Origin of the sequence: Nocardia asiatica NBRC 100129, from assembly GCF_000308415.1 — a bacterium.
GTDB classification, from domain to species: domain Bacteria; phylum Actinomycetota; class Actinomycetes; order Mycobacteriales; family Mycobacteriaceae; genus Nocardia; species Nocardia asiatica.
On record NZ_BAFS01000248.1, the window covers coordinates 1 to 20625 of the forward strand.

At 70.6% G+C, this 20625-nt stretch carries 5 protein-coding genes; 1 reads left to right on the plus strand and 4 read right to left on the minus strand.

Going from position 1 to position 20625, the window contains the following annotated elements; genetic code table 11:
* The 3 genes from ON27_RS24270 to ON27_RS24280 all read right to left on the minus strand — a co-directional run.
* A partial coding sequence (locus tag ON27_RS24270; protein ID WP_043732383.1) for a non-ribosomal peptide synthetase occupies positions 1-15210 on the minus strand: 15210 nt, incomplete at its 3' end.
* 1336 nt (positions 15211-16546) lie between these two features.
* On the minus strand, positions 16547-16999 hold the full coding sequence (locus ON27_RS24275; RefSeq protein WP_051046955.1) for a pyridoxamine 5'-phosphate oxidase family protein: 453 nt from the start codon (positions 16997-16999) through the stop codon (positions 16547-16549).
* A gap of 185 nt (positions 17000-17184) precedes the next feature.
* A complete protein-coding gene (locus ON27_RS24280) occupies positions 17185-17706 on the minus strand; it encodes a WS/DGAT domain-containing protein (protein WP_157227303.1) in 522 nt (173 codons plus the stop codon).
* Between the two features lie 237 nt (positions 17707-17943).
* Between ON27_RS24280 and ON27_RS24285 the strand changes: the two genes are divergently transcribed.
* Positions 17944-19080 (plus strand): NAD(P)/FAD-dependent oxidoreductase, encoded by a 1137-nt coding sequence (locus ON27_RS24285; RefSeq protein WP_043732392.1) that lies wholly within the window; start codon positions 17944-17946, stop codon positions 19078-19080.
* Here ON27_RS24285 and ON27_RS24290 read toward each other — a convergent pair.
* Positions 19070-20625: thioesterase domain-containing protein (locus ON27_RS24290; protein WP_043732386.1), on the minus strand; the 1556-nt coding region annotated here is incomplete at its 5' end. The two genes, ON27_RS24285 and ON27_RS24290, sit on opposite strands and share 11 nt — an antisense overlap.

Genomic DNA, 20625 nt, shown 5'->3' on the forward strand with positions numbered 1-20625 from the left:
CGCGGGCCGGTTGAGGTACCCGCGGGCCAGTTGCGCGCCCGCGAGGTACAGCTCCCCCGTGACGCCGACCGGCACCGGACGCAACCGCGCGTCCAGAACCAGTGCCTCCGCGCCGCGTATCGGGCCGCCGATGGCGATCGGATCGCCGGGCAGCACCGGGTCGCTCATCGTGATCACGATCGTCGTCTCGGTAGGGCCGTAGATGTTGTGCAGCCGCCGCCCGGGCGCCCACGCCGCGATCAACTCCGCGGGCACCATTTCCCCGCCCACCGCGAGCATCCGAACCGACTCGAGTCCCGAAGGCGACATGGTCGCCAGCACGCTCGGCGTCAGGAAGGCATGCGAGACCTGATGCTTTCCGATCAGCTCGGCCAGATCCGGACCGCCGAACACCTCCGGCGGCGACACGACCAGCGCCGCGCAGGCGGCGTGCGCCATCAACGCCTCCAGCAGCACCGCGTCGAACGCGGGCGCCGCCACCTGCAGCACGCGGGAGTCGGCGTCGACCCGATAGCGCTCCCGCTGCTCGGCCGCGAAACTCGCCAGCCCGGCGTGCGTGACCACGACGCCCTTCGGCGTGCCCGTCGACCCGGAGGTGTAGATCAGGTACGCCGCGTCCTCGACTCGCAGAACGCGTCCGAGCTCCGTGTCGGTCACCGGCCGGTCGGACTGCGCGGCGATCTCGGCCGCGGTGCCCGGATCATCGATCGTCAGCCAACGCGGGCCGTCCGGCAGCGAGCCGCGCGCGGTCACCGGCGTGATCCCGATTTCGACACCGGAATCGCTGATCATGTGCGCGATGCGCTCGACCGGGTAGCGCAGATCCACCGGCACGAACGTGGCGCCGGTCTTCGCGATGGCCCACATGGCGACGTGGTAGTCGACCGACCGCGGCACGGCCAGCGCGACGAATACGCCCGGTCCGGCGCCTCGGCTGAGCAGGTGCCGGGCGAGCCGGTTGGCCCTGCGGTCGAGTTCGGCGTAGGTGAGCGTCCCGGCGTCCCCGATGAGGGCCACCGCCGACGGGGCGGCGGCCACGGCCGCGCCCAGCAGTTCCGGGAGCAGGCGGGGTTGCGCGCCGTCGCCGCCACGCGCGGGCACCAGGCGTTCGGTGTCTTCGGCGCTCAACAGGCCGACGTGACCGATCGGCCGGGCCGGATCGGAGGTCACCGCTTCGAGGACGCGGATGAACCTTTCGGCCAGCGATCGCGCGGTCGACTCGACGAAAAGGTCGGTGGCGTAGATGATCTCGCCATCGATCCCGGCGGGCGCATCGCCCTCGCGGCGCTCGGTCACCAGCACCATGAGGTCCGTCTTGGCCTGCGCGATGCCGGGGTCGAGCACCTCGACCTCGATGCCGGGCAGCTCGAAGCGGGCCTGCGCGGTGTTCTGCAAGCCGAACATCACCTGGAACAGTGGCGAATACGCCGTCGAACGCGGACGTCCGATGACCTCCACCAGCCGTTCGTAGGGCAGGTCGGCGTGGGCGAGCGCGTCGAGGTCGACAGCGCGCACCTCGGCCAGCAGTTCGCGGAAGGACCGGTCGTCCTCGACGCGGGTGCGCAGCACCACCGTGTTCACGAACATACCGACCAGATCGTCCAGTTCCGGCCTGCCGCGCCCGGCGACCGGGGTGCCGACCGAGATGTCGTCGCTGTGCGCGATGCGGGCGAGCAGGATCGCCAACGCCGCGTGCAGCACGACGAACACGGTGACGCCCTCCCGGTGGGCCAGCCGCACGATGTCGTCGTGCAGCCGGGCCGGCAGCTCGAATCGGACGTTGCCGCCGTTCATCGAGAGAGTGGCCGGCCGGGGCCGGTCCGTGGGCAGTGCGAGCAGCTCCGGCGCGCCGTCGAGTGCGCCGGTCCAGTAGTCGATCTGTCGCGCGATCGGCGACGCCGGATCGTCCTCTGACCCGAGCACTTCGTGCTGCCACATCGCGTAGTCGGCGTACTGGACTTCCAACGGCGCCCACTGCGGCGCGTGGCCGCTCACCCGGGCGCGGTAGGCCGCGAACACGTCACCGGCGAGCGGAGCCATCGACGCGCCGTCGGCCGCGATGTGATGGACCACCACCACCAGCACATGCGCCTCGGGCGCGGTGCGATACAGCCGCGCCCGCACGGGCACCGACCGGGTGATGTCGAAGCCCGTCTCGACGGCGTGCCGGATCCGCTCGGCCAGTTCGGCTTCTCCTGCCACGGGTACCGGCGCCAACGTCACGTCCGCGGCGACCGTCGCGGCGTCCCGCACGACCTGGCAAGGCTCGCCGTCGACGAGCGGATAGACCGTCCGCAGGGGCTCGTGCCTGGTCACCACGTCCAGGAACGCGGCCCGCAGCGCGGCGTCGTCCAGCGGGCCGGTCAAGCGGGCCGCGAAGCAGATGTTGTAGCCCGCCGAGGCGGTGTCGATCTGGTTGAGGAACCAGATCCGTCGCTGCGCCGCCGCCAACGGGACGGCCCCGGGGCGTTGCCGTGGCGACAGCGCGACCATCGTGGACCGGGCGCGGGTCGACATCCGTTCGGCGAGCGCCGCGATCGTCGGAGCGTCGAAAACATCCCGGATGCCGACGTCCACGCCGACCGCCGCCTGCGCTCGCGCGGCGAGCTGGGCGGCCGACAGCGAGTTGACGCCCATCTCGAAGACGTTCGCGGTCACGCTCACCCGGTCCGCCCCGGTCAGATCGGCGACCAGGCGCGCCAGCGCCGCCTCGACATCGGTGCGCGGCGAGACGAAGGCCGAGCCGTCGTCGAACACCGGTCGCGGCAGCGCCGATCGGTCGAGCTTGCCGTTCGCGGTGAGCGGCAGAGCGTCGAGCACCTGCACGGCGTCCGGAACCAGGTAGGACGGCAGTGTACGGGTCAGCTGGTCGCGAATCGCGCGGCCGTCGGTCACCGCCCCCGGCGCGAGCGTCACGTATCCGACGATGCGTTCGGTCGTCACGATGACCACCGCACGCGTCACCTGCGCGACAGCGTGCAGCGCGGCTTCGATGTCACCGGGCTCCACCCGCTGACCGCGCACCTTCACCTGGAAGTCGCTGCGGCCCAGATATTCCAGCTCACCCGTCTTCCGCCACCGCACCAGGTCACCGGTCCGGTACAACCGCTGCCCCGCCGCTCCGAACGGGTCGGCGACGAAAGCGCGGCAGGTCAGGTCGGGGCGCGCGTGGTAGCCGCGCGCCAGCTGGACGCCCGCGACGTACAGCTCGCCGACGACGCCGACCGGCACCGGCCGCAGGCGCGCGTCGAGCACGTAGACCCGCATGCCCGCCGCGGGCGCCCCGATCGGCACCGTCGCGGCGGCCTCCGCGAGCGGTGCGCACCGCTGCGCGGTGACCACTTCCGCCTCCGCGGGCCCGTACCAGTTCACCAGTTCGGCGTGCGTGAAGACGTGGGCCGCCGCGTCGACGGTGCGTTGTGCCAGGGCCTCACCCGCCACGAACACCCGCCGGATCGAGGGCAGTCGCGCGGCGCGCGCGGATTCGAGCAGGACATCGAGCATCGAGGGGACGAAGTGCACCGTGGTGATCCGGTGCCGCGCGATCACGTCCGCCAGATAGGCGGGGTCGCGATGTCCGTCCGGCTCGGCGACAACGATGTGCGCGCCGGTCTGCAAGGGCCAGAACAACTCCCACACGGCGATGTCGAACGTGATCGGCGTCTTGTGCAGCACCGCGTCGGAGGTGTCGTGCGGCCATTGCTGTTGCGCCCACGCGAGCTGGCTCACGGTGGCGGCATGGGTCAGGGCCACGCCCTTGGGGACGCCGGTGGACCCGGAGGTGAACAGCACGTAGGCGAGGTGGTTGGGTCGCAGCGGCGTCCGCCGCTGGGCATCGGTGACCCTGGTGCCGGACAGACCCGTCAGGTCCAGCCGGTCGATCGACGCGCGTTCGAATCCGCCCGGCAGTTGCTCGCCGTCGGCGGTCGTGGTGAGCACCACCACCGGCTGGGCCGCGCCGAGCACGTGGGCGATGCGGGCGCTCGGATGATCCGGGTCGATCGGCAGGAACGCCGCGCCTGCCTTCACCACCGCGTAGAGGGCGGTGACCAGCTCGGCAGAGCGCCGGATGGCTACCGCGACAACCTTTTCCGGTCCGGCGCCGCGCGCGATGAGCCATCGGGCCAGCCGATTGACGCCGGCGTCGAAGTCCCGGTAGGTCAGCGTGGCGCCATCCGGCAGCAGAACCGCCGCGCTGTCCGGGGTGCGCGCGACCTGTTCGTCGAAGACGTCGACGAGTGTGCGGCCCGGTGCCGCGGAGCCACCGGTGTCGTTCCACCGCTGCAGCACCTGGGCGTGTTCGGCCTCGTCGAGCAGCCCGATCTCTCCGACGGTGACCGCGGCGTCACGGGCGGCGGCGTCGAGGACACCGACGAATCGACCGGCGAAGCGCCGCATCGTGTCCTCGTCGAAGAGGTCGGTGGCGTAGGTCAGGCGCAAGGTCATGCCGGTCGGCTCGTGGTGCGTGCCGTGCCCCTCGGTCATCATCAGCAGCAGGTCGTAGATGGCAGCGCTGTCGCCGGGGTCCACGCTCTCCACGGTGAGCCCGGGAAGCTCGACGCGAGCCCGGGCCATGTTCTGGTAGGCGAGCAGCACCTGGAACAGCGGCGTGTGCGCGGTCGATCGCGCCGGATTCAGCGCGTCCACCAATTGCTCGAACGGCACGGTGGCGTGGTCGAACGCCTCGATGTCGGTGCGCCGTACCTGCTCGAGCAGACTCAGGAAGGTCTCGTCGAGCGTGACGCGCGTGCGCATCACCAAGGTGTTGACGAACATGCCGACGAGGTCGTCCAGCGACCGGTCCCCCCGGCCCGCGTGCGGCACGCCGACGGTGACGTCGTCGCTGCCCGACAGCCGTGCCAGCAGCACCGCCAGAGCCGTGTGCACCACCATGAACGTGGTGGCTCCGGCGCGCCGCGCCAGCGCTTCCACCCGGCCTTGCAGTTCGCCGGGGATGGCGACCTCGAGCACCGCGCCGCGCTGGGACTGCGCCACCGGCCGCGGCCGGTCGGTCGGCAACTCGAGCAGATCGGGCACGCCCGCCAGCTGCGTGCGCCAATAGGCGATGTCGCGAGCCACGTACGAATCCGGGTCGTCCGCCGACCCGAGCACCGCACGCTGCCACAGGGCGAAGTCGGCGAATTGCACGGGCAGTGGCGCCCAGTCCGGCGCCGCGCCGCCGCAACGCGCGCGATACGCCGTCACCAGGTCGGCGGCGAGCGGAGCCACCGAGAAGCCGTCACAGCTGATGTGATGGGCGGCCAGCGCGATCGTCCAGGCCGCGTCCGACAGCTGATACAGCGCCACGCGCAGCGGCACGCCCGCGGCCACGTCGAATCCGGTGCCGCAGAACTCGGCCAGCCGATGCGGCAGTTCCCGCTCCCCGATCGCCTGCGGGGACAGGTCGCAGGTGGCCAGCACGTCCGCGGCGTCCAGCACGACCTGGGTGGGCGTGCCGTCGACCGCCGGATACATGGTGCGCAGGCTCTCGTGGCGTTCGACGACATCGCCCACGGCGGCGGTGAGCGCCGCCAGGTCGAGCGCGCCGTCGAGGCGCAGCGCCAGCGGCACCACGTATCCCGGCGCGGCGGGGTCGAACTGGTTCAGGAACCACATCCGGGTCTGCGCGTGCGACAGCGGGATGTGCTCCGGGCGCGGCGCCCGAGTCGGCGCGGGAAGACTGGGAACCGCGCGCAGCCGAGCGATCCGCTCGGCAAGTCCGGCCACGGTCGGGGCCTCGAAGATCGCGCGGACCGGAATGGTCACGCCGACCACCGCACCGATCCGGCTCAGCACACGGGTCGCGACGAGGGAGTTGCCGCCGAGTTCGAAGAAGTTGTCGTCCGCGCCGATCTCGGGCCGATCGAACAGCTCCGCGAAGACCGCGGCGACGGCCTCTTCGACCAGACCCCGCGGCGCGCGGAACTCCGGCTCCTCGGCGCTGTGGTCCGGCTCGGGCAGTGCGCGGTGGTCCACCTTGCCGTTCGCGTTGAGCGGCACCGAGTCGATCCGGGTCAGCGACGACGGCACCATATAGGCGGGCAGCCGGTCCAGCAGGAAGCGCCGGACCTGCCGGACGTCGATCGCCGCGTCCGCGACCACGTAGGCGACCAGCCGCTGTTCGCCGTCGTCCACGCGCACCCGGGCGACGGCCGCGTCCACCTGCTCGTGCGCCGTCAGCGCCGCTTCGATGTCGCCGAGTTCGATGCGCAGGCCGCGCACCTTCACCTGGGTGTCGGCGCGGCCGACATAGCGCAGGCCGCCGCCCGCGTCCCAGCGAACGAGGTCGCCGGTGCGGTAGAGGCGGGCGCCCGCCCCGGCCCCGAAGGGGTCGGCGACGAACGTCGCGGCGGTCAGGCCGGGGCGGGCGTGATATCCGCGGGCCAGCTGCACGCCGCCCAGGTACAGCTCGCCCGTCACCCCGACGGGTACCGGATGCAGCCGCGAATCCAGCACGTGCACGGTCACATTCGCCTCGGGGACGCCGATCGGCACGGCCGCACCCTCGACCGCGTCGATCCGGTGGGCGGTGACGCTCACCGCGGCCTCGGTCGGACCGTACAGGTTGTCGATGCGCGCAGCGCTGAAATCCCGGAAGCGGCGCACGGTTTCGGCGGGCAGCGCCTCGCCGATGCACAGCACACGCCGCAGGTCCGGGAATCGGTGCGCAGTGGCCACCTCGAGGAACGCGGCGAGCAGGGACGGCACGAAATCCACCGTCGTGACCCGGTACTCGGCCAGCAGCCGAGCGACCTCGTGCGGGTCGCCGTGCGCGTCGGGGCCCGCGACGACCAACGCCGCGCCACAGGTCGGCGCGGAGAACAGCTCCCAGACCGACAGGTCGAAAGTCACCGGCGTCCGCAGCAGCATGACGTCGTCACCGCCGAGCCGGTAGTGCTCGTGCAGCCAGCGGAGCTGGTTGACCACCGCGGCGTGCGAAACAGCGACGCCCTTGGGTACACCCGTCGAGCCGGAGGTGTAGATGACGTAGGCGAGATCGTCCGCGCGCAGGGGGCGAGTCCGATCGGCATCGGTCACCGCCGAGGTGTCCTCGCGCTCGGCGTCGAGTTCCGCGAGGGTCCAGACCGGCACGTCGCCGGGCAGATTCGCGTCGTCGTCCGGACGGGTGACGACCGCGCCCGGCCGTGCCGCGGCCAGCACAGCGTGTACCCGGTCGACCGGATGATCCGGATCCAGCGGCAGGTAGGCGGCTCCCGCCGCATGGATGGCGTACAGCGTGGCCAGCAGATCCACCGAGCGCCGCATCGACACCGCCACCAGGGCCTCCGGGCCGATTCCGCGCCGGATCAGCGCGCGGGCCAGCGCGTTCACCCGCGCCGCGAACGCCAGGTAGTCGAGCCGGGCGCCGCTCGCGGCGTCGAGCACCGCCGTATGCTCCGGCGTCGCCGCCGCCTGCGCGGCGAACAGGTCCGCGATCGTCGCCGCCGACGCGGGCGTCCTCGCCCCCGCCGAGCGCACCGCGAGCTGCCGTGTCTCCTGCTCGGTCAGCAACTCGATGTCGCCGACGGCGCGAGTGGGGTCGGCGACGATCGCGCGCAGCAACAGCAGGTAGCGGTCGAACATCGAGGTGACCGTCGCCTCGTCGAACAGATCCGTCGCGTAGCCGAATTCGACCGCCATGTCACCGGGTTCGCCGTCCGGCTCCAAGGCGTCGACCAGATTCAGGTGCAGATCGTACTTCGCCACGCTGGGATCGGCCATCTGCGCCGACACCGTCAGGCCCTCGAACCGCACCGTGGGGATCTCGATGTTCTGGAACGAGAAGCCGACCTGGGTCAACGGCGCGTGCGCCGTCGAGCGCGGCGGGTTGAGCACCTCGACGAGCCGCTCGAACGGGATGTCGGCGTTCTCGAAGGCGGCCAGGTCGGTGGCCCGGACCTGATCCAGGATGCGGACGAAGGACGCCCCCGGCTCGAGGTGCGTCCGCAGCACCAGCGTGTTGACGAACATGCCGACCAGGCCGTCCAATCCCGGCTCGCCACGTCCGGCGATCGGTGTGCCCACGGCGATGTCCCCGGTGCCGGACAGCCGCGCCAGCAGCGCCGCGTAGGCCGCGTGCATCACCATGAAGACCGTCGCGTCGTGGCGGCGGGCCAGCGCGACCACCTCGCGATGCAGATCCGCGGGAACGGTGGCCGCGACCGTAGCGCCGCGGAAGGACTGCTTCGCCGGTCGCGGACGGTCGGTGGGCAGATCCAGGACCTCGGGCAGACCGGCGAGCGCCGCGAGCCAGTAGCGGGTCTGGGCCACGGTCGGGCTGTGCGGGTCGTCCTCGGTGCCGAGCAACTTCCGTTGCCACAGCGTGTAGTCCGCGTACTGCACCGGCAACGGCGCCCACTGCGGCGCGCGGCGCCGGACACGGGCTCGATACGCGGTCATCAGGTCCGCGGCCAGCGGCGCCAGCGAGGACCCGTCGAAACTGATGTGATGGACGACGAGCACCAAGGCGTGCTCGCCGGGTGCGCTGCGCAGCAACGCCACGCGGAAGGGAACCTCGGTGGTGACGTCGAAGCCCACCGTGACCTCCGCGGCGACGCGCGCCTCGATGTCGACGGCCGCGACCGGCATCGGCGCCAGCGGGGCCAGCGCCGTCTCCACCGGGACGACCACCTGATGTGGTCCGCTGTCGCTGTCCGGGTACACGGTCCGCAGCGCCTCGTGCCGTTCGAGCACGTCCGCGATCGCCGCGTGCATCGCGGCCACGTCGAGATCTCCCGACATCCGCACGACCAGCGGAATGTTGTACACCGGCGAACTGGTGTCGAACTGGTTGAGGAACCACATGCGGGCCTGGGCGGGCGAGAGCGGGATCCGGTCCGGGCGCTCCTGCGGCGCCAGCGGCTCCCGAGTCGCCGCGTCGGCGCTGCGCAGGCGCTCGGCCAGCGCCCCGATCGTCGGCGTCTCGAAGATCGCGCGCAACGGCACCTCGACCCCGAACGCGCCGCTGAGCTGCGCCGCCGCGCGGGTGGCCGACAGTGAGTTGCCGCCCAGCTCGAAGAAGCTGTCGAGGACGCCGACGCGCTCGATGCCCAGCACGCCCGCGCAGATGTCCGCGACGATCTGCTCGGTGGCGTTGCGCGGCGCGACGAACTCCGCGGCGGGAGCGAATTCGGGTTCCGGCAGCGCCGCGCGGTCGACCTTGCCCACCGACGACAGCGGGAGGGTGTCCAGCACCATGACCGTGTCCGGGACCATGTGCGACGGCAGCCGTTGTGCCGCGTACGCCGTCAGTTCCGCGGTCTCGAGGTCGGCGCCGGCGGGCACCACGTACGCCGCCAGGCGCGATCCGGCCTCGGCGGGCACGCCCACCACGACCGCGGTCGCGACGTCCGGATGTCCGGCGAGGACGGCTTCGATCTCGCCGAGTTCGATGCGCTGGCCCCGGATCTTGACCTGAAAATCGGTGCGGCCCAGATATTCCAGGGTGTGGTCGGCGGTCCAGCGCGCCAGGTCACCGGTTCCGTACATCCGGGTGCCCGCGGGACCGTACGGGTTGGCGATGAATGTGGCGGCGGTGGACGCGGGCCGGTTGAGGTATCCGCGCGACAACTGCACACCCGAGACGTACAGCTGTCCGGTCACCCCGACGGGGACCGGCCGCAGCCGCTCGTCCAGTACCACCGCGTCCACGCCGCGGATCGGGCCGCCGATGGTGACCGGTTCTCCCACGGACAGCGGATCGCTGATCGCGACCATGATCGTGGTCTCGGTGGGGCCGTACCCGTTGTGCAGGCGTCGCCCCGGAGCCCACACCGACACGGTCTCGGCCGACACCGCTTCCCCGCCCGCCACCAGCACCTGCAGCGAGTCCAGGCCGGCGGGCGACATCGTGGCCAGCACGCTCGGGGTCACGAACGCGTGCGACACCTCCTGTGCCCGAATCAACTCCGCCAGCTGCGCACCGGCGAACACCTCCGGCGGCGACACGACCAGCACAGCGCCGTTCGCGTGGGCCATCAGCAGCTCCAGCATCATCGCGTCGAAACCGGGTGCGGCCACCTGCAATACGCGTGACCTGCGATCGACGCGATAGCGTTCCCGCTGTTCGACCGCGAAGTTCGCCAGACCCTCGTTGGTGACCGCCACCCCCTTCGGCTTGCCGGTCGAGCCCGAGGTGTACACCACGTACGCCGCGTCGGCGATACGGCAGGGGCGCAGGCGATCCGCGTCGGTCACCGCGGCCGGGGACTGCGCGGCGAGGAACGCCTCGGTGCCGGGATGGTCGAGAACCAGCTGACGCACGTGACCGGGGAGCAGGGTGCAGGACGCCTCGACGGCGAGCCCGACCTCCACCTTCGAGTCCGCGATCATGTGCGCGACCCGTTCGCTGGGGTAGCGCGGATCGACCGGCACGAACGCCGCGCCCGCCCGCGCCACCGCCCACACGCCGACCACGAACTCCACCGACCGCCCCATGGCCAGCGCGACCTGATCGCCCGGCCCCACCCCCCAGTCGATCAACGCCCGCGCGAGACGGTTCGACCACTCGTCCAGCTCTCCGTACGAGAGCACACGATCACCCGATACCACGGCAGGCGCGGCGCGATCACCGACCAGCAGGACGTCCGCCAGCACGCGGGGCGTCTCGGCGCGACCGCCGGAAGCCGGGACCAAGCCCAGTCGCTCGACTCCCGACAACAGATCCACGTCGCCGATCCGCGCGCGGGGGTTCGACACGAACGCGTCCAGGATGCGGTTCAGCCGCTCGGCGAGTTCTTCGACGGTCTCCCGGTCGAACAGGTCCGTCGCGTAGTTGACGCGCAGTGCGACGTCGCCGCCACCCGCGGTGTTCTCGGCGACCGTCACGATGATGTCCACCTTCGCCGGTTCGGCGCCCGGATCGAGGACCTCGACGGTGAGATCGGACAGTTCCAAGCTCGCCCGATCCATGTTCTCGAACGCCAGATACACCTGGCACAGCGGCGCGTACGCCTGCGATCGCTTCGGATGCAGTTCGTCCACGACGCGCTCATAGGGCAGGTCGCTGTTGGCGAAGGCATCGACGTCGATGTCCTTGACCCGCGCCAGGAACTCGGTGAACGACTCGTCGGAGGACACCTCGGTCCGCAAGGGAACGGTGTTGACGAACATGCCGATGAGCGGCTCGAGCGCGCGTTCGCCCCGGCCGGCGACCGGCGTACCGATGGTGATGTCCGCCGAGCCCGACATCCGGGCCAGCAGCACGGCCAGGGCGGCGTGGACGACCATGAACGTGGTGACATTGGCCGCGCGCGCCAGCCGCTCGATCCCGGCGAAGGTCTCGGCGGGGATCACGGTGTCGGCGACGTCGCCGCGCATGGACTGGCGGGCCGGACGCGGACGGTCGGCGGGCAGCTCCAGGACCGGAGGCATCCCCGCCAAACGCTGCGACCAGTACCGCAATTGCCGGGCCGCCCGCGAATCCGGATCGTCCGGGTCACCGAGCAGACTGCGATGCCAGACGCTGTAGTCGGCGTACTGGACGCTCAACGGCTCCCAGTCCGGTGTCTTGCCCTGCACCCGCGCCTCGTAGGCGACGGCGACATCGACCGCGAGGGGCCGCAGGGAGGACCCGTCACAGCAGATGTGGTGCAGGACGACGGCCAGGACATGCCGCTTGCGGTCGGCCGTCGCGAGCAGCGCCACCCGGATCGGGGCGCGTTCGCGCAGATCGGTCCCGACCGACGCCAGCTCGCGGATCCGCTGCTCGATGTCGTCCGGGTCGGTCGGCCGCGGGCTCAGGTCGAGATCGGCGACGACCTCTTCGGCCGACCGGACCAGCTGTGTCCCTTCGCCGTTCACGGCGGGGTAGACGGTGCGCAGCGACTCGTGCCGGTCGATCACGTCGGTCAGCGCGGCACGCAGCGCCGCGGCGTCCAGACGTCCGGTCAGCTGCACGATCAACGGGATGTTGTAGGCGGCCGAGGTCGGGTCGGTCTGGTTGACCAGCCACATCCGATTCTGCGCTGGCGCCAGCGGAACGGGCTCGGGTCTCGGCGCGGCCCGCAGCACCGGCCTGCCGGAGCGGTGCCCGTCCTCGAGCTGCGCGGCGAGTTCCGCGACGGTCTGCTTGACGAACAAGTCGCGGACCGACACGTCGCATCGGGTCGCTTCCGCGATGCGCACGGCCGCGCTGGTCGCGGTGATCGAGTTGCCGCCCAGTTCGAAGAAGCTGTCCAGTACGCCGACTCGGTCCATGCCGAGGACCTCCGCGAAGACGTCGGCGATCGACTCCTCGAGCACGGTGCGGGGCGCGACGTACGCCGCGGCCGAGTCGAAGACCGGCTCGGGCAGTGCCCGGTGGTCCACTTTGCCGTTCACGGTCAGCGGCACCGCGTCGATCACGACGATGCTCGACGGCACCATGTATTCGGGCAGCACCTCGCCGACGTGGGCGCGCAGGGCGTCGGCCTCGCAGTCGGCGCCGACGGCCGGTACGACATATCCGACCAGCCGGGCCGCCTCCGTGCCGGGCAGATGCACGACGACCACCGCGGCGGCGACGCTGCGGTGGGTCAGCAGCGCGTTGCGGACCTCGTCCAGCTCGATCCGGAATCCGCGCAACTGCACCTGCTGGTCGGCGCGACCGCGATATTCCAACTCGCCCTGGTGATTCCAGCGCGCCACGTCCCCGCTGCGGTAGAGGCGCTCCCCCGGTTCTCCGAACGGGTTCGCGACAAAGCGTCCCGCGCTCAGCGCCGGTCGGTCGAGGTAGCCGCGCGCGAGCTGTGTTCCCGCTACGTAGATCTCCCCCCAGGCTCCCAGCGGGCACGGACGCAGCCGCTCGTCCAGGACGTACGTTCGCAAGCCCGGCAACGCCGGACCGACCGTGCTCGGTGCGCCCGGAACGGCGATCTCCGAGGTGAGGCCGGTATAGGTGACGAAGACGGTGGTCTCGGTGATGCCGTAGCTGTTGGCCAGCACCGGCAGATCCGGGTTGTGCTCGTACCAGGCGGCCAGCGCGGCCGGGTCGAGCGCTTCGCCCGACAGGACGACCAGCCGCAGCGACAGCGAGCCTTCGGGCTCCCCCGCGTTCGCGTACCGCTGCCGTGCGGCGGCGAACTGGTAGAACGCCGACGGCGTCTGGCTGAAGACCGTGACCTGCTCGCGCGCCGCCAGACGCACCATGTCGTCCGGCGACCGGGCGGTGAGGCTGTCCACGACGACGATCCGGCCGCCGGTGACCAGCGCACCGAAGATCTCCCAGACCGAGTAGTCGAAGGCGAAAGAGTGGAACAGCGTCCAGACGTCGTCGGACCGGATGCCGATCTCGGCACACGAGTTCACCAGATAGGTGCAGACGGCACGATGGGTGATCGAGACGCCCTTCGGCCGCCCGGTCGATCCGGACGTGTAGATGACATAGGCGAGGTGGTCCGGGCGCAGCAGGGCGGTGCGATCGGCCTCGGTGATCGGCGCCGCGGATTCCTCCGCGCAGAGCACGTCTTCGAACAGCACGACGCGGCCGGGATCGCCCGGAACCTGCTCGCGCATACCGCGCTTGGTGACGACCGCGATCGGATTCGCGTCGCCCAGCACGTATTCGAGCCGCTCGGCGGGGTGCGCGGTGTCCAGCGGAAGGTATCCGGCGCCCGATTTCAGCACGCCGAGCACCGCGACGATCAGATCGGCGTCGCGCGGCATCGCGATGGCCACCAGCGACTCCGGCCCCGCGCCGAGCGCGATGAGCCTGCGGGCGAACCGGTTGGAGCGTTCGTCGAGTTCGCGGTAGGTGAGTGAGGTGGCGCCCGAGGTGACGGCCACCGCGGACGGGGTGTCCGCCGCTTGCCGCGTCAGCAGCTCCACCAGTGTGCCGGAGGGAGATCGGCCGTCGCGGCCCGCCAGTTCCTCGACGATGCGCAGTTCCTCGGCCGGCCCGACGAGCTGGATGTCACCGATGCGGGTGTCCAGGGGCGATTCCATCATCCGGTGCAGGAAATCGAGGAACCGGTCCGCGTGCGAGGCCAGTTCGTCCTGACCGTAGAGGTTCGGATTGCCGTGCAGCTCGATGAGCAGCGGCGCGTCGGCGCCCGACCGGTACAGGTTCAGCTGCAGATCGTCGAGCGCGCCGGAGGTCAGCGCGCGATAGCGGCCGACGGCCGAGCCGAGGCGGATCTCGGAGTCGAAGAACAGGATGTTGACGATCGGACCGAACGAGTTCGCGGACGGATCGATGGCGGCCGAGTCGCGGCGCAGATCCTCGAACCGGTACAGCTGGTGGCGCATCGCGGCGACCAGTTCCGACACCGATGCGCGGACCAGCTCCTCCACGGTGGTGGAGTGGTGCACGGCGAAACGAATCGGCACCATGTTCGCCAGCATCGCGGCGGCGTGGCGCAGGCGCTTGGTCACGCGCGCGGTCACCGGCAGCGACAGCGCGACATCCTCGGTTCCGGTCATCCGGGACAGGAACGCGGCGAAGGCCGCGATCACCACCTGCGCGGCGGACGCGTTCACCTCGTCGGCGAAGCGGTCGAGCCGGTCGGACAGGTGTGCGGGCAGCTGCAGACCGGCGACCCGGTCGACCTTGCCGGAACGGGCCGTGCGGCCGGACAGGCTGACCGGCTTCGGAAGGTCGGAAACCTTGTTCAGCCAGTAGTTCTTGTCCGTCTCGTAGCGAGAGCCGGCGCGATAGGCGCGCTCCGCTTCGATGATGTCGCGCAGGCTCGCCGCGTCCAGTCGCGTCGGCGACCTGCCCTCCAGCAGGGCGTTGTAATGCTCGGCCATCCGGTTCAGGCTGTTGAACGCGCCGTACCCATCGATCACCAGATGGTGCGCGCGGCCGTACCAGAAGTAGTGGTCCTCGCCGACCCGGATGAGCCGCGTCTCGGTGAGCCGGTCGCGGCTGAGGTCGACCGCCTTGGTGTTGTAGTCGCGGCGCATCCACTCCATCGCCGCCCCGACCGGATCTTCGGCATCGCTGAAGTCCAGCACCGGCTCGTCGTAGATGATGCTGCGGTCGACGAATTGATAGGGCCTGCCGTCGGATTCGACCACGCGCACCACAAGGGACTCGGTTTCGTGCCCGCCGTCGTTCACCGCCCGGGTGAAGGCGTCGTAGTCCACCGGGCCCTTGATCTCGACGCAGTGTGCGATGTTGACAGCCGGTCCACCGGGCACATGGTCCGCGAGCCACATGCCGTACTGCGCACTCGAGAGCGGAATCAGCCCCAGATCGCCGTCGGCGGTTCCGTCTGACTTCAGATTCATCGCATGACCCCTCATTCATACCCGGACGCGTGAAAGCGCGACGGAAGGACATCGGCCCACCGCGTCCGAAATCTGGCTTTTATATGCACTTCGTCCACTCGGCAGCGGCGCCGCCCCTGCTCTACGCCGCGCCGTCCAGGTACCGCATGTAGCTGGATCGGTCAGCGCTCGGCCTCCGGATCGAAGACCGGCACGACATGTACGGCCACACACCTCCCGCTCGTCGGCATTTCCAGTCGTCTCGAAAATCTGAAAACAGAACTTTTGAACCTGCGGTGAAGCATCGACACTCGGGCGGGACAAGCTATCTGACAGCAGCCCGGCTCAGTCTAGTGGTATCAAACCTCCCGACTCCGCACGGAAGCCGGGCGTTTCCAATCTCGGTTCGAGCAATACCGGCGCGGCGCGCCCGCGCGACCACAACCGCCACGCGCGCGCATCGTCCACGGAAGTGCCTGTTCTCAGCGGTGTCGCCGCATCAGGAACATCCGCGATCGGGGATCGTACATGCCGGGTCGGGGCCGGAATCAAGGCGGGACCGCCATCACCACCGCAGCGGAAGCCAGCGGCGGACACCGATCCTCACCGGCAGCCCCGAATGACCACCAGAGCGACAAAGAAGATAAGAGCAATACACTGGCAACTTCATATACTCGCCATAAATCCGCACCGCATGACATTTGCCTGAAACGAGGTCGATATTTCGGATCCAACACCCATTCTCCGCGTTGAATTATTGCCTGCTCCAGGTTCGATCAAGATCATGTAGTTCCGATCAGAATCACTATTTCTGCCGTTGCGAAATTTCCTCGAACGCACCCGCCGTCGAAGTCGCCCGGCCCGGCGAGACCGCCGACTCATAGGCATTCGAGCGCGCGGATCAATTCGCGACGACGAGCAGACGAACGGCGAGCCACGGCCGCGACAGGCATCCGCCCGGTCAGAGCCCGGATCGGCGCGCCCCGGACGATCCCGTCGCAGCGTTCGGCCGACTCGCACCGCCGGGGGAACGAACGGAGTCGCGACCGTGCCCGGTAAGAGCTGCCGCCATGGACTGCCCTATTCCCGCAACGCAACTCGGAAGAGGAATCGCGAGATACGTTCGCGCAGAATTGGCGGACGATGGTTCGGTAAATTCGCACCGCGCGGTATAGCGCCGGGCACTCGTTTCCCCGGCGAGATCACCCGGCCGAGCGGGATACCGAGTCGATCGCCGGTCGCATTCCGGACCCGAAAGTTCGAGCGGACGGCGAGCAGCCACAAGAGTACGCCGGGTACGGGTATCCGCCTGCGGTCGAGGGCCCTTCGAAACGTGCCGATCAGCGGCGGCGGTGACCTATCGTGGTTCCGCGACGAGCCGGAAACCGGTGACGATCGTGGGCTCGATGGCGACGACGGTATCCATGACCCCGTCGGCCCACGGCCGCAGCAGTTGCGCGTAGCGGGCGACCCGCTCCGGGTCGGTGACCGTACGGGCCAGGCCGGTCACGACAACCGACCAACCGAGATGGCTCACCGGATCGATGTCGTCCGCCTCATAGGCCACGACGACACGGGGATCGGCACGGATGGTGTCGGTGAGCCGCGAGGTGACCCGGGTACGCACGATGACGGCCCCGTCGTCGACGAAATGGTTGACCGGACGGATCGCGGGCAGCGCGTCGCGGGTGAACACGACGCGCCCGTAGGCCACACTCGCCAGCAGCCGCAACGCCTCCTCGCGGCCGAGCTCGACGAGCGTGCGGCTCGGGACGCCGCTGTCCGAGATGCGGCCGTTCGACGCGATCATGATCTCGTGCCGGGGCACATTGCGCGCGAATCCACCTGGCAATGTCCTCGCTTTCCGGTCTTCACTCGACACTGCGGCCTCCCATACCATCACCGAGTCGCGCTGGCGGACAGGGCAAAAAGTCCCCGATCGGTCCTTCGTCGCGGGCGCCCCAGGTGAGCGGGGACCAGCCGGCCGGTAGCCTGTCACGGCTCGGTCGCCTCCGGCCGCGCCGGTGGCCGGATCCCGGCATGCTCCCGCAGCCGGCGGATCTCCCGCTCGATCCCCTCGGCGAGCACCGCGATGTCGGGTGCGGTGTCGTAGTCCCCGGTGATGCCGAACGTCAGGTGGCCCGCGTAGCTGAGGATCGCGATCGCGGTGCGCAGCCGCATCGCGATCGGTATGGCAGGCAGCAGTTCCACCGCCGCGCGCCCCTGGATCGACAGCTGTTCGCGTGGGCCGGGCACATTCGTCGCCAGTGCGCCGATGGTTCGCTGCGGAAAACGCCTCAGCAGGCGCAGACTCCACGCCATGTGGGCGAACGGCAGCCGGCCCACCAGCCCGAGCACCGATTTCTCCGCTTGCGCCGCGCCGCCCGACTTGTGCCGCGCCATCCGCTGCCGGATCGTGTCCAGTCGTTCGATCGGGTCGGCGACATCGATCGGCAGGAACGGCAGCACCGCCGAAACGCGGGATGCCCGCCGCGCAAGGCCCGGGCGAACGCACACCGTGACACACCGTCCGGCGCCCACCCGGATCGAGTGCCTCGACGGCGATCGGCGGAACAGGGTCTATCCGGTTCGTCTCTCCAGCATCGCGCGAACCCTCCGCGTAGTTGATGGCCGAAGGTCACCGAATGCAGGGCACTCCGGCCACGGCGCAGGCGCACCGGCCCGGTGACCGCCGCAACGGAGCACATCGCTCGTTCTTCTCCGCGTCCGCGCCGCCGGGTGAAGAATCTACGTATGCGAACCGTACTCGTTCTCGGTGCGGGGTTCGGAGGACTGGAGCTGGCCACCCGCCTGTCGGGTTCGCCGGCCGACGAGCTCCGCATCGTCGTCATCGACCGCAACGACTCCTTCACCTTCGGCTTCGCCAAGCTCGACATCCTGTTCCGCGACGTACCGCCGGAGGCGGTGCGGGTGCCCTACGCCCGCCTGGCGCATCCGCGCGTCGAATTCCGGCAGGAAGAGGTCATCGAGATCGACCCGCGGGCCCGTCGCGTCCGCACCGACCGCTCGGCGTACGAACCGGACATTCTCGTCGTCGCGCTCGGCGCCGACTACGACCCGGGCGCGACCCCCGGTTTCGCCGAAGACGGCTACGAGTACTACTCCATCGACGGCGCCCGCCGATTGCGCGACCGCCTCGACGGCTTCGACGGCGGCGACGTGGTCCTCGCGATTCTGGGCGTTCCCTTCAAGTGCCCGCCCGCTCCCTACGAGGGCGCGATGCTCCTGCACGAGACGCTCACCCGGCGTGGCGTGGGTGACCGCACGCGGATCCAGGTCCTCACCCCGATGCCCTCGCCGATTCCGGTGTCTCCGGACACCTCCGAGGCCATCGTCGCAGCGCTGACCGGCCGGGGAATCGGGTACACGCCCGGCCGCCTGGTCCACGCACTCGACCCGAGCCGCCACGTGGCGAGCACTCGGACCGGCGATCTCCCCTACGACCTGTTCATCGGGATCCCGCGGCACCGGGTGCCCGCGGTCGTGGCGGCGTCGGGCCTCACCGAGGGCGGGACCGACGGCTGGATCGCCGTCGATCCGCACACCCTCGCCACGCCGTACCCGGGCGTCTACGCCGTCGGCGACTGCGCCGACGCCCCGGTCCCGCGAGCGGGCGTATTCGCGGAGGACGCCGCCCGCACCGCCGCCGCTGCCATCGAAGCCGAGCTGCGCGGCTCGGCGCCGTCGCAGCGGTACCGCGGGCGGGGCGCGTGCCATATCGAGTTCGGCGACGGGCTGGTCGGCAAGGTCGATGCCGATTTCCTCTCCGGTCCCGCGCCGGTCGCGCCGTTCACTCCACCGTCGCCGGAGCTGGCCCGGGAGAAGGCCGCCGCGGCCGAGGCCCGGCTGCGCCGCTGGTTCACGGGCTGACCGGGCGGTCCCCGCCCGGCTCGCCCGCGCGCCATTCCCGGGTCAGCACCTCGGCGATCTGGGCCAGCCCGGACGCCGCGGTCATGCGCCAATGCGTCGTCGACACGGCGTGGTTGTGCACCCGGCCGTCTACGACCCGACCCCAGATCGAAGCGCCGACGCACCCGGTCGGATCGTCCAGCGCGGCGGTGAAGTAGATGACGTCACCGCGATACACGGGCGGGTCGTAGGCGCCGCGCAGCGCCACCGAGTGCACGGCCGCGTCGAGGATCCGGGTGACGCGGTCGGCGCCGAACGACGCGAACGGCTCCGGCAGCTCGGCCATCTTCCCGGGTAGCGCGGTCCAGTCCACCTCCGCGACGTTGCCCAGGTCGCCCGCTTGCTCGCCGAGCAGACCGCCGATCAGTTCGGCCACCGGCACCTGGCCCGCCGCGTCCGGCGGCGTATCCGGTGGATCCGCCATATAGCTGTCCATCACCGCGAGGGTCCCGACCTCCTCGCCCGCGCGTCGCAATTGGACCGCCATCTCGTGCGCGATGACGCCGCCGAACGACCAACCGAGCAGATGATAAGGACCGGTCGGTTGCTTCGATCGGATCAGCGCCACGTAGCGCCGAGCCCATTCCTCGATCGAACCCGGGAGGACCTCGTCGCCGGCCAGCACGGGCGTTTGCAGTCCGTAGATGGGCCGGTCCGGGTCCAGATAGGCGGCGAGACCCGCGTACGACCAGGAGATCCCGGACACGGGGTGCACGCAGAACAGCGGGGCGGCCGAACCGCCGGGCCGCAACGGCAGGAGCATGTCGAAGGCCGCCTCGGTCTCGACCGCGCCGCTCGCGCGGCGGGCCAGGTCGGCGACCAGTTCCGCGGGTGTGGGCGCGGTGAACACCCGCATCACCGGAATGCGGGTGCCCAGGCCGGAGGAGAGCCGAAGGGTCAGTTTCGCCGCGAGCAGGGAGTTGCCGCCGTGTTCGAAGAAGTTGTCGTCCATGCCGAAGCGCTCGGCGCCGAGCACCGCGGCGAAGGCCGCGGCGACGGCGGCCTCGACCGGCGTGGCGGGCGCGCGGAACGCACGCGCCCGGAATTCGGGCGCGGGTAGCGCGCGCCGGTCGAGCTTGCCGTTGGGAGTCAGCGGCAGGGCGTCCAGCACCACGATCGCGGCGGGCACCATGTAGCCGGTCAAGTGCTCGGCCACCTGGGCGCGCACCCGAGCCGGGTCCGGCCGGGCGTCCGGCTCGGGAAGCACGTAGCCGACGAGCTGATCGCCGAGTGCCGGATCGGACCGAACCAGCGCAACGGCCCCGCGCACGCCGGGGCAGCGCAGCAGCGCCGATTCGATCTCGCCGAGTTCGATCCGGAAACCGCGCAGTTGCACCTGCTGGTCGCCGCGACCGGCGTAGACGAGCCCACCGTCGCCGCCGCACCGGCCCCAGCGCGCGATGTCGCCCGAGCGGTACATCCGGGACCCCGGCGGCCCGAACGGATTCGCGACGAACCGCGTCGCGGTGAGCCCGGGCCGTCCGGTGTAGCCGCGGGACAGCTGAT

Excerpts from the sequence above, each read along its gene's own strand:
- ON27_RS24275 (WP_051046955.1), bottom strand. The coding sequence starts at position 16,999 with ATGATCGCGTCGAACGGCCGCATCTCGGACAGCGGCGTCCCGAGCCGC.
- ON27_RS24285 (WP_043732392.1), top strand. The coding sequence starts at position 17,944 with ATGCGAACCGTACTCGTTCTCGGTGCGGGGTTCGGAGGACTGGAGCTG.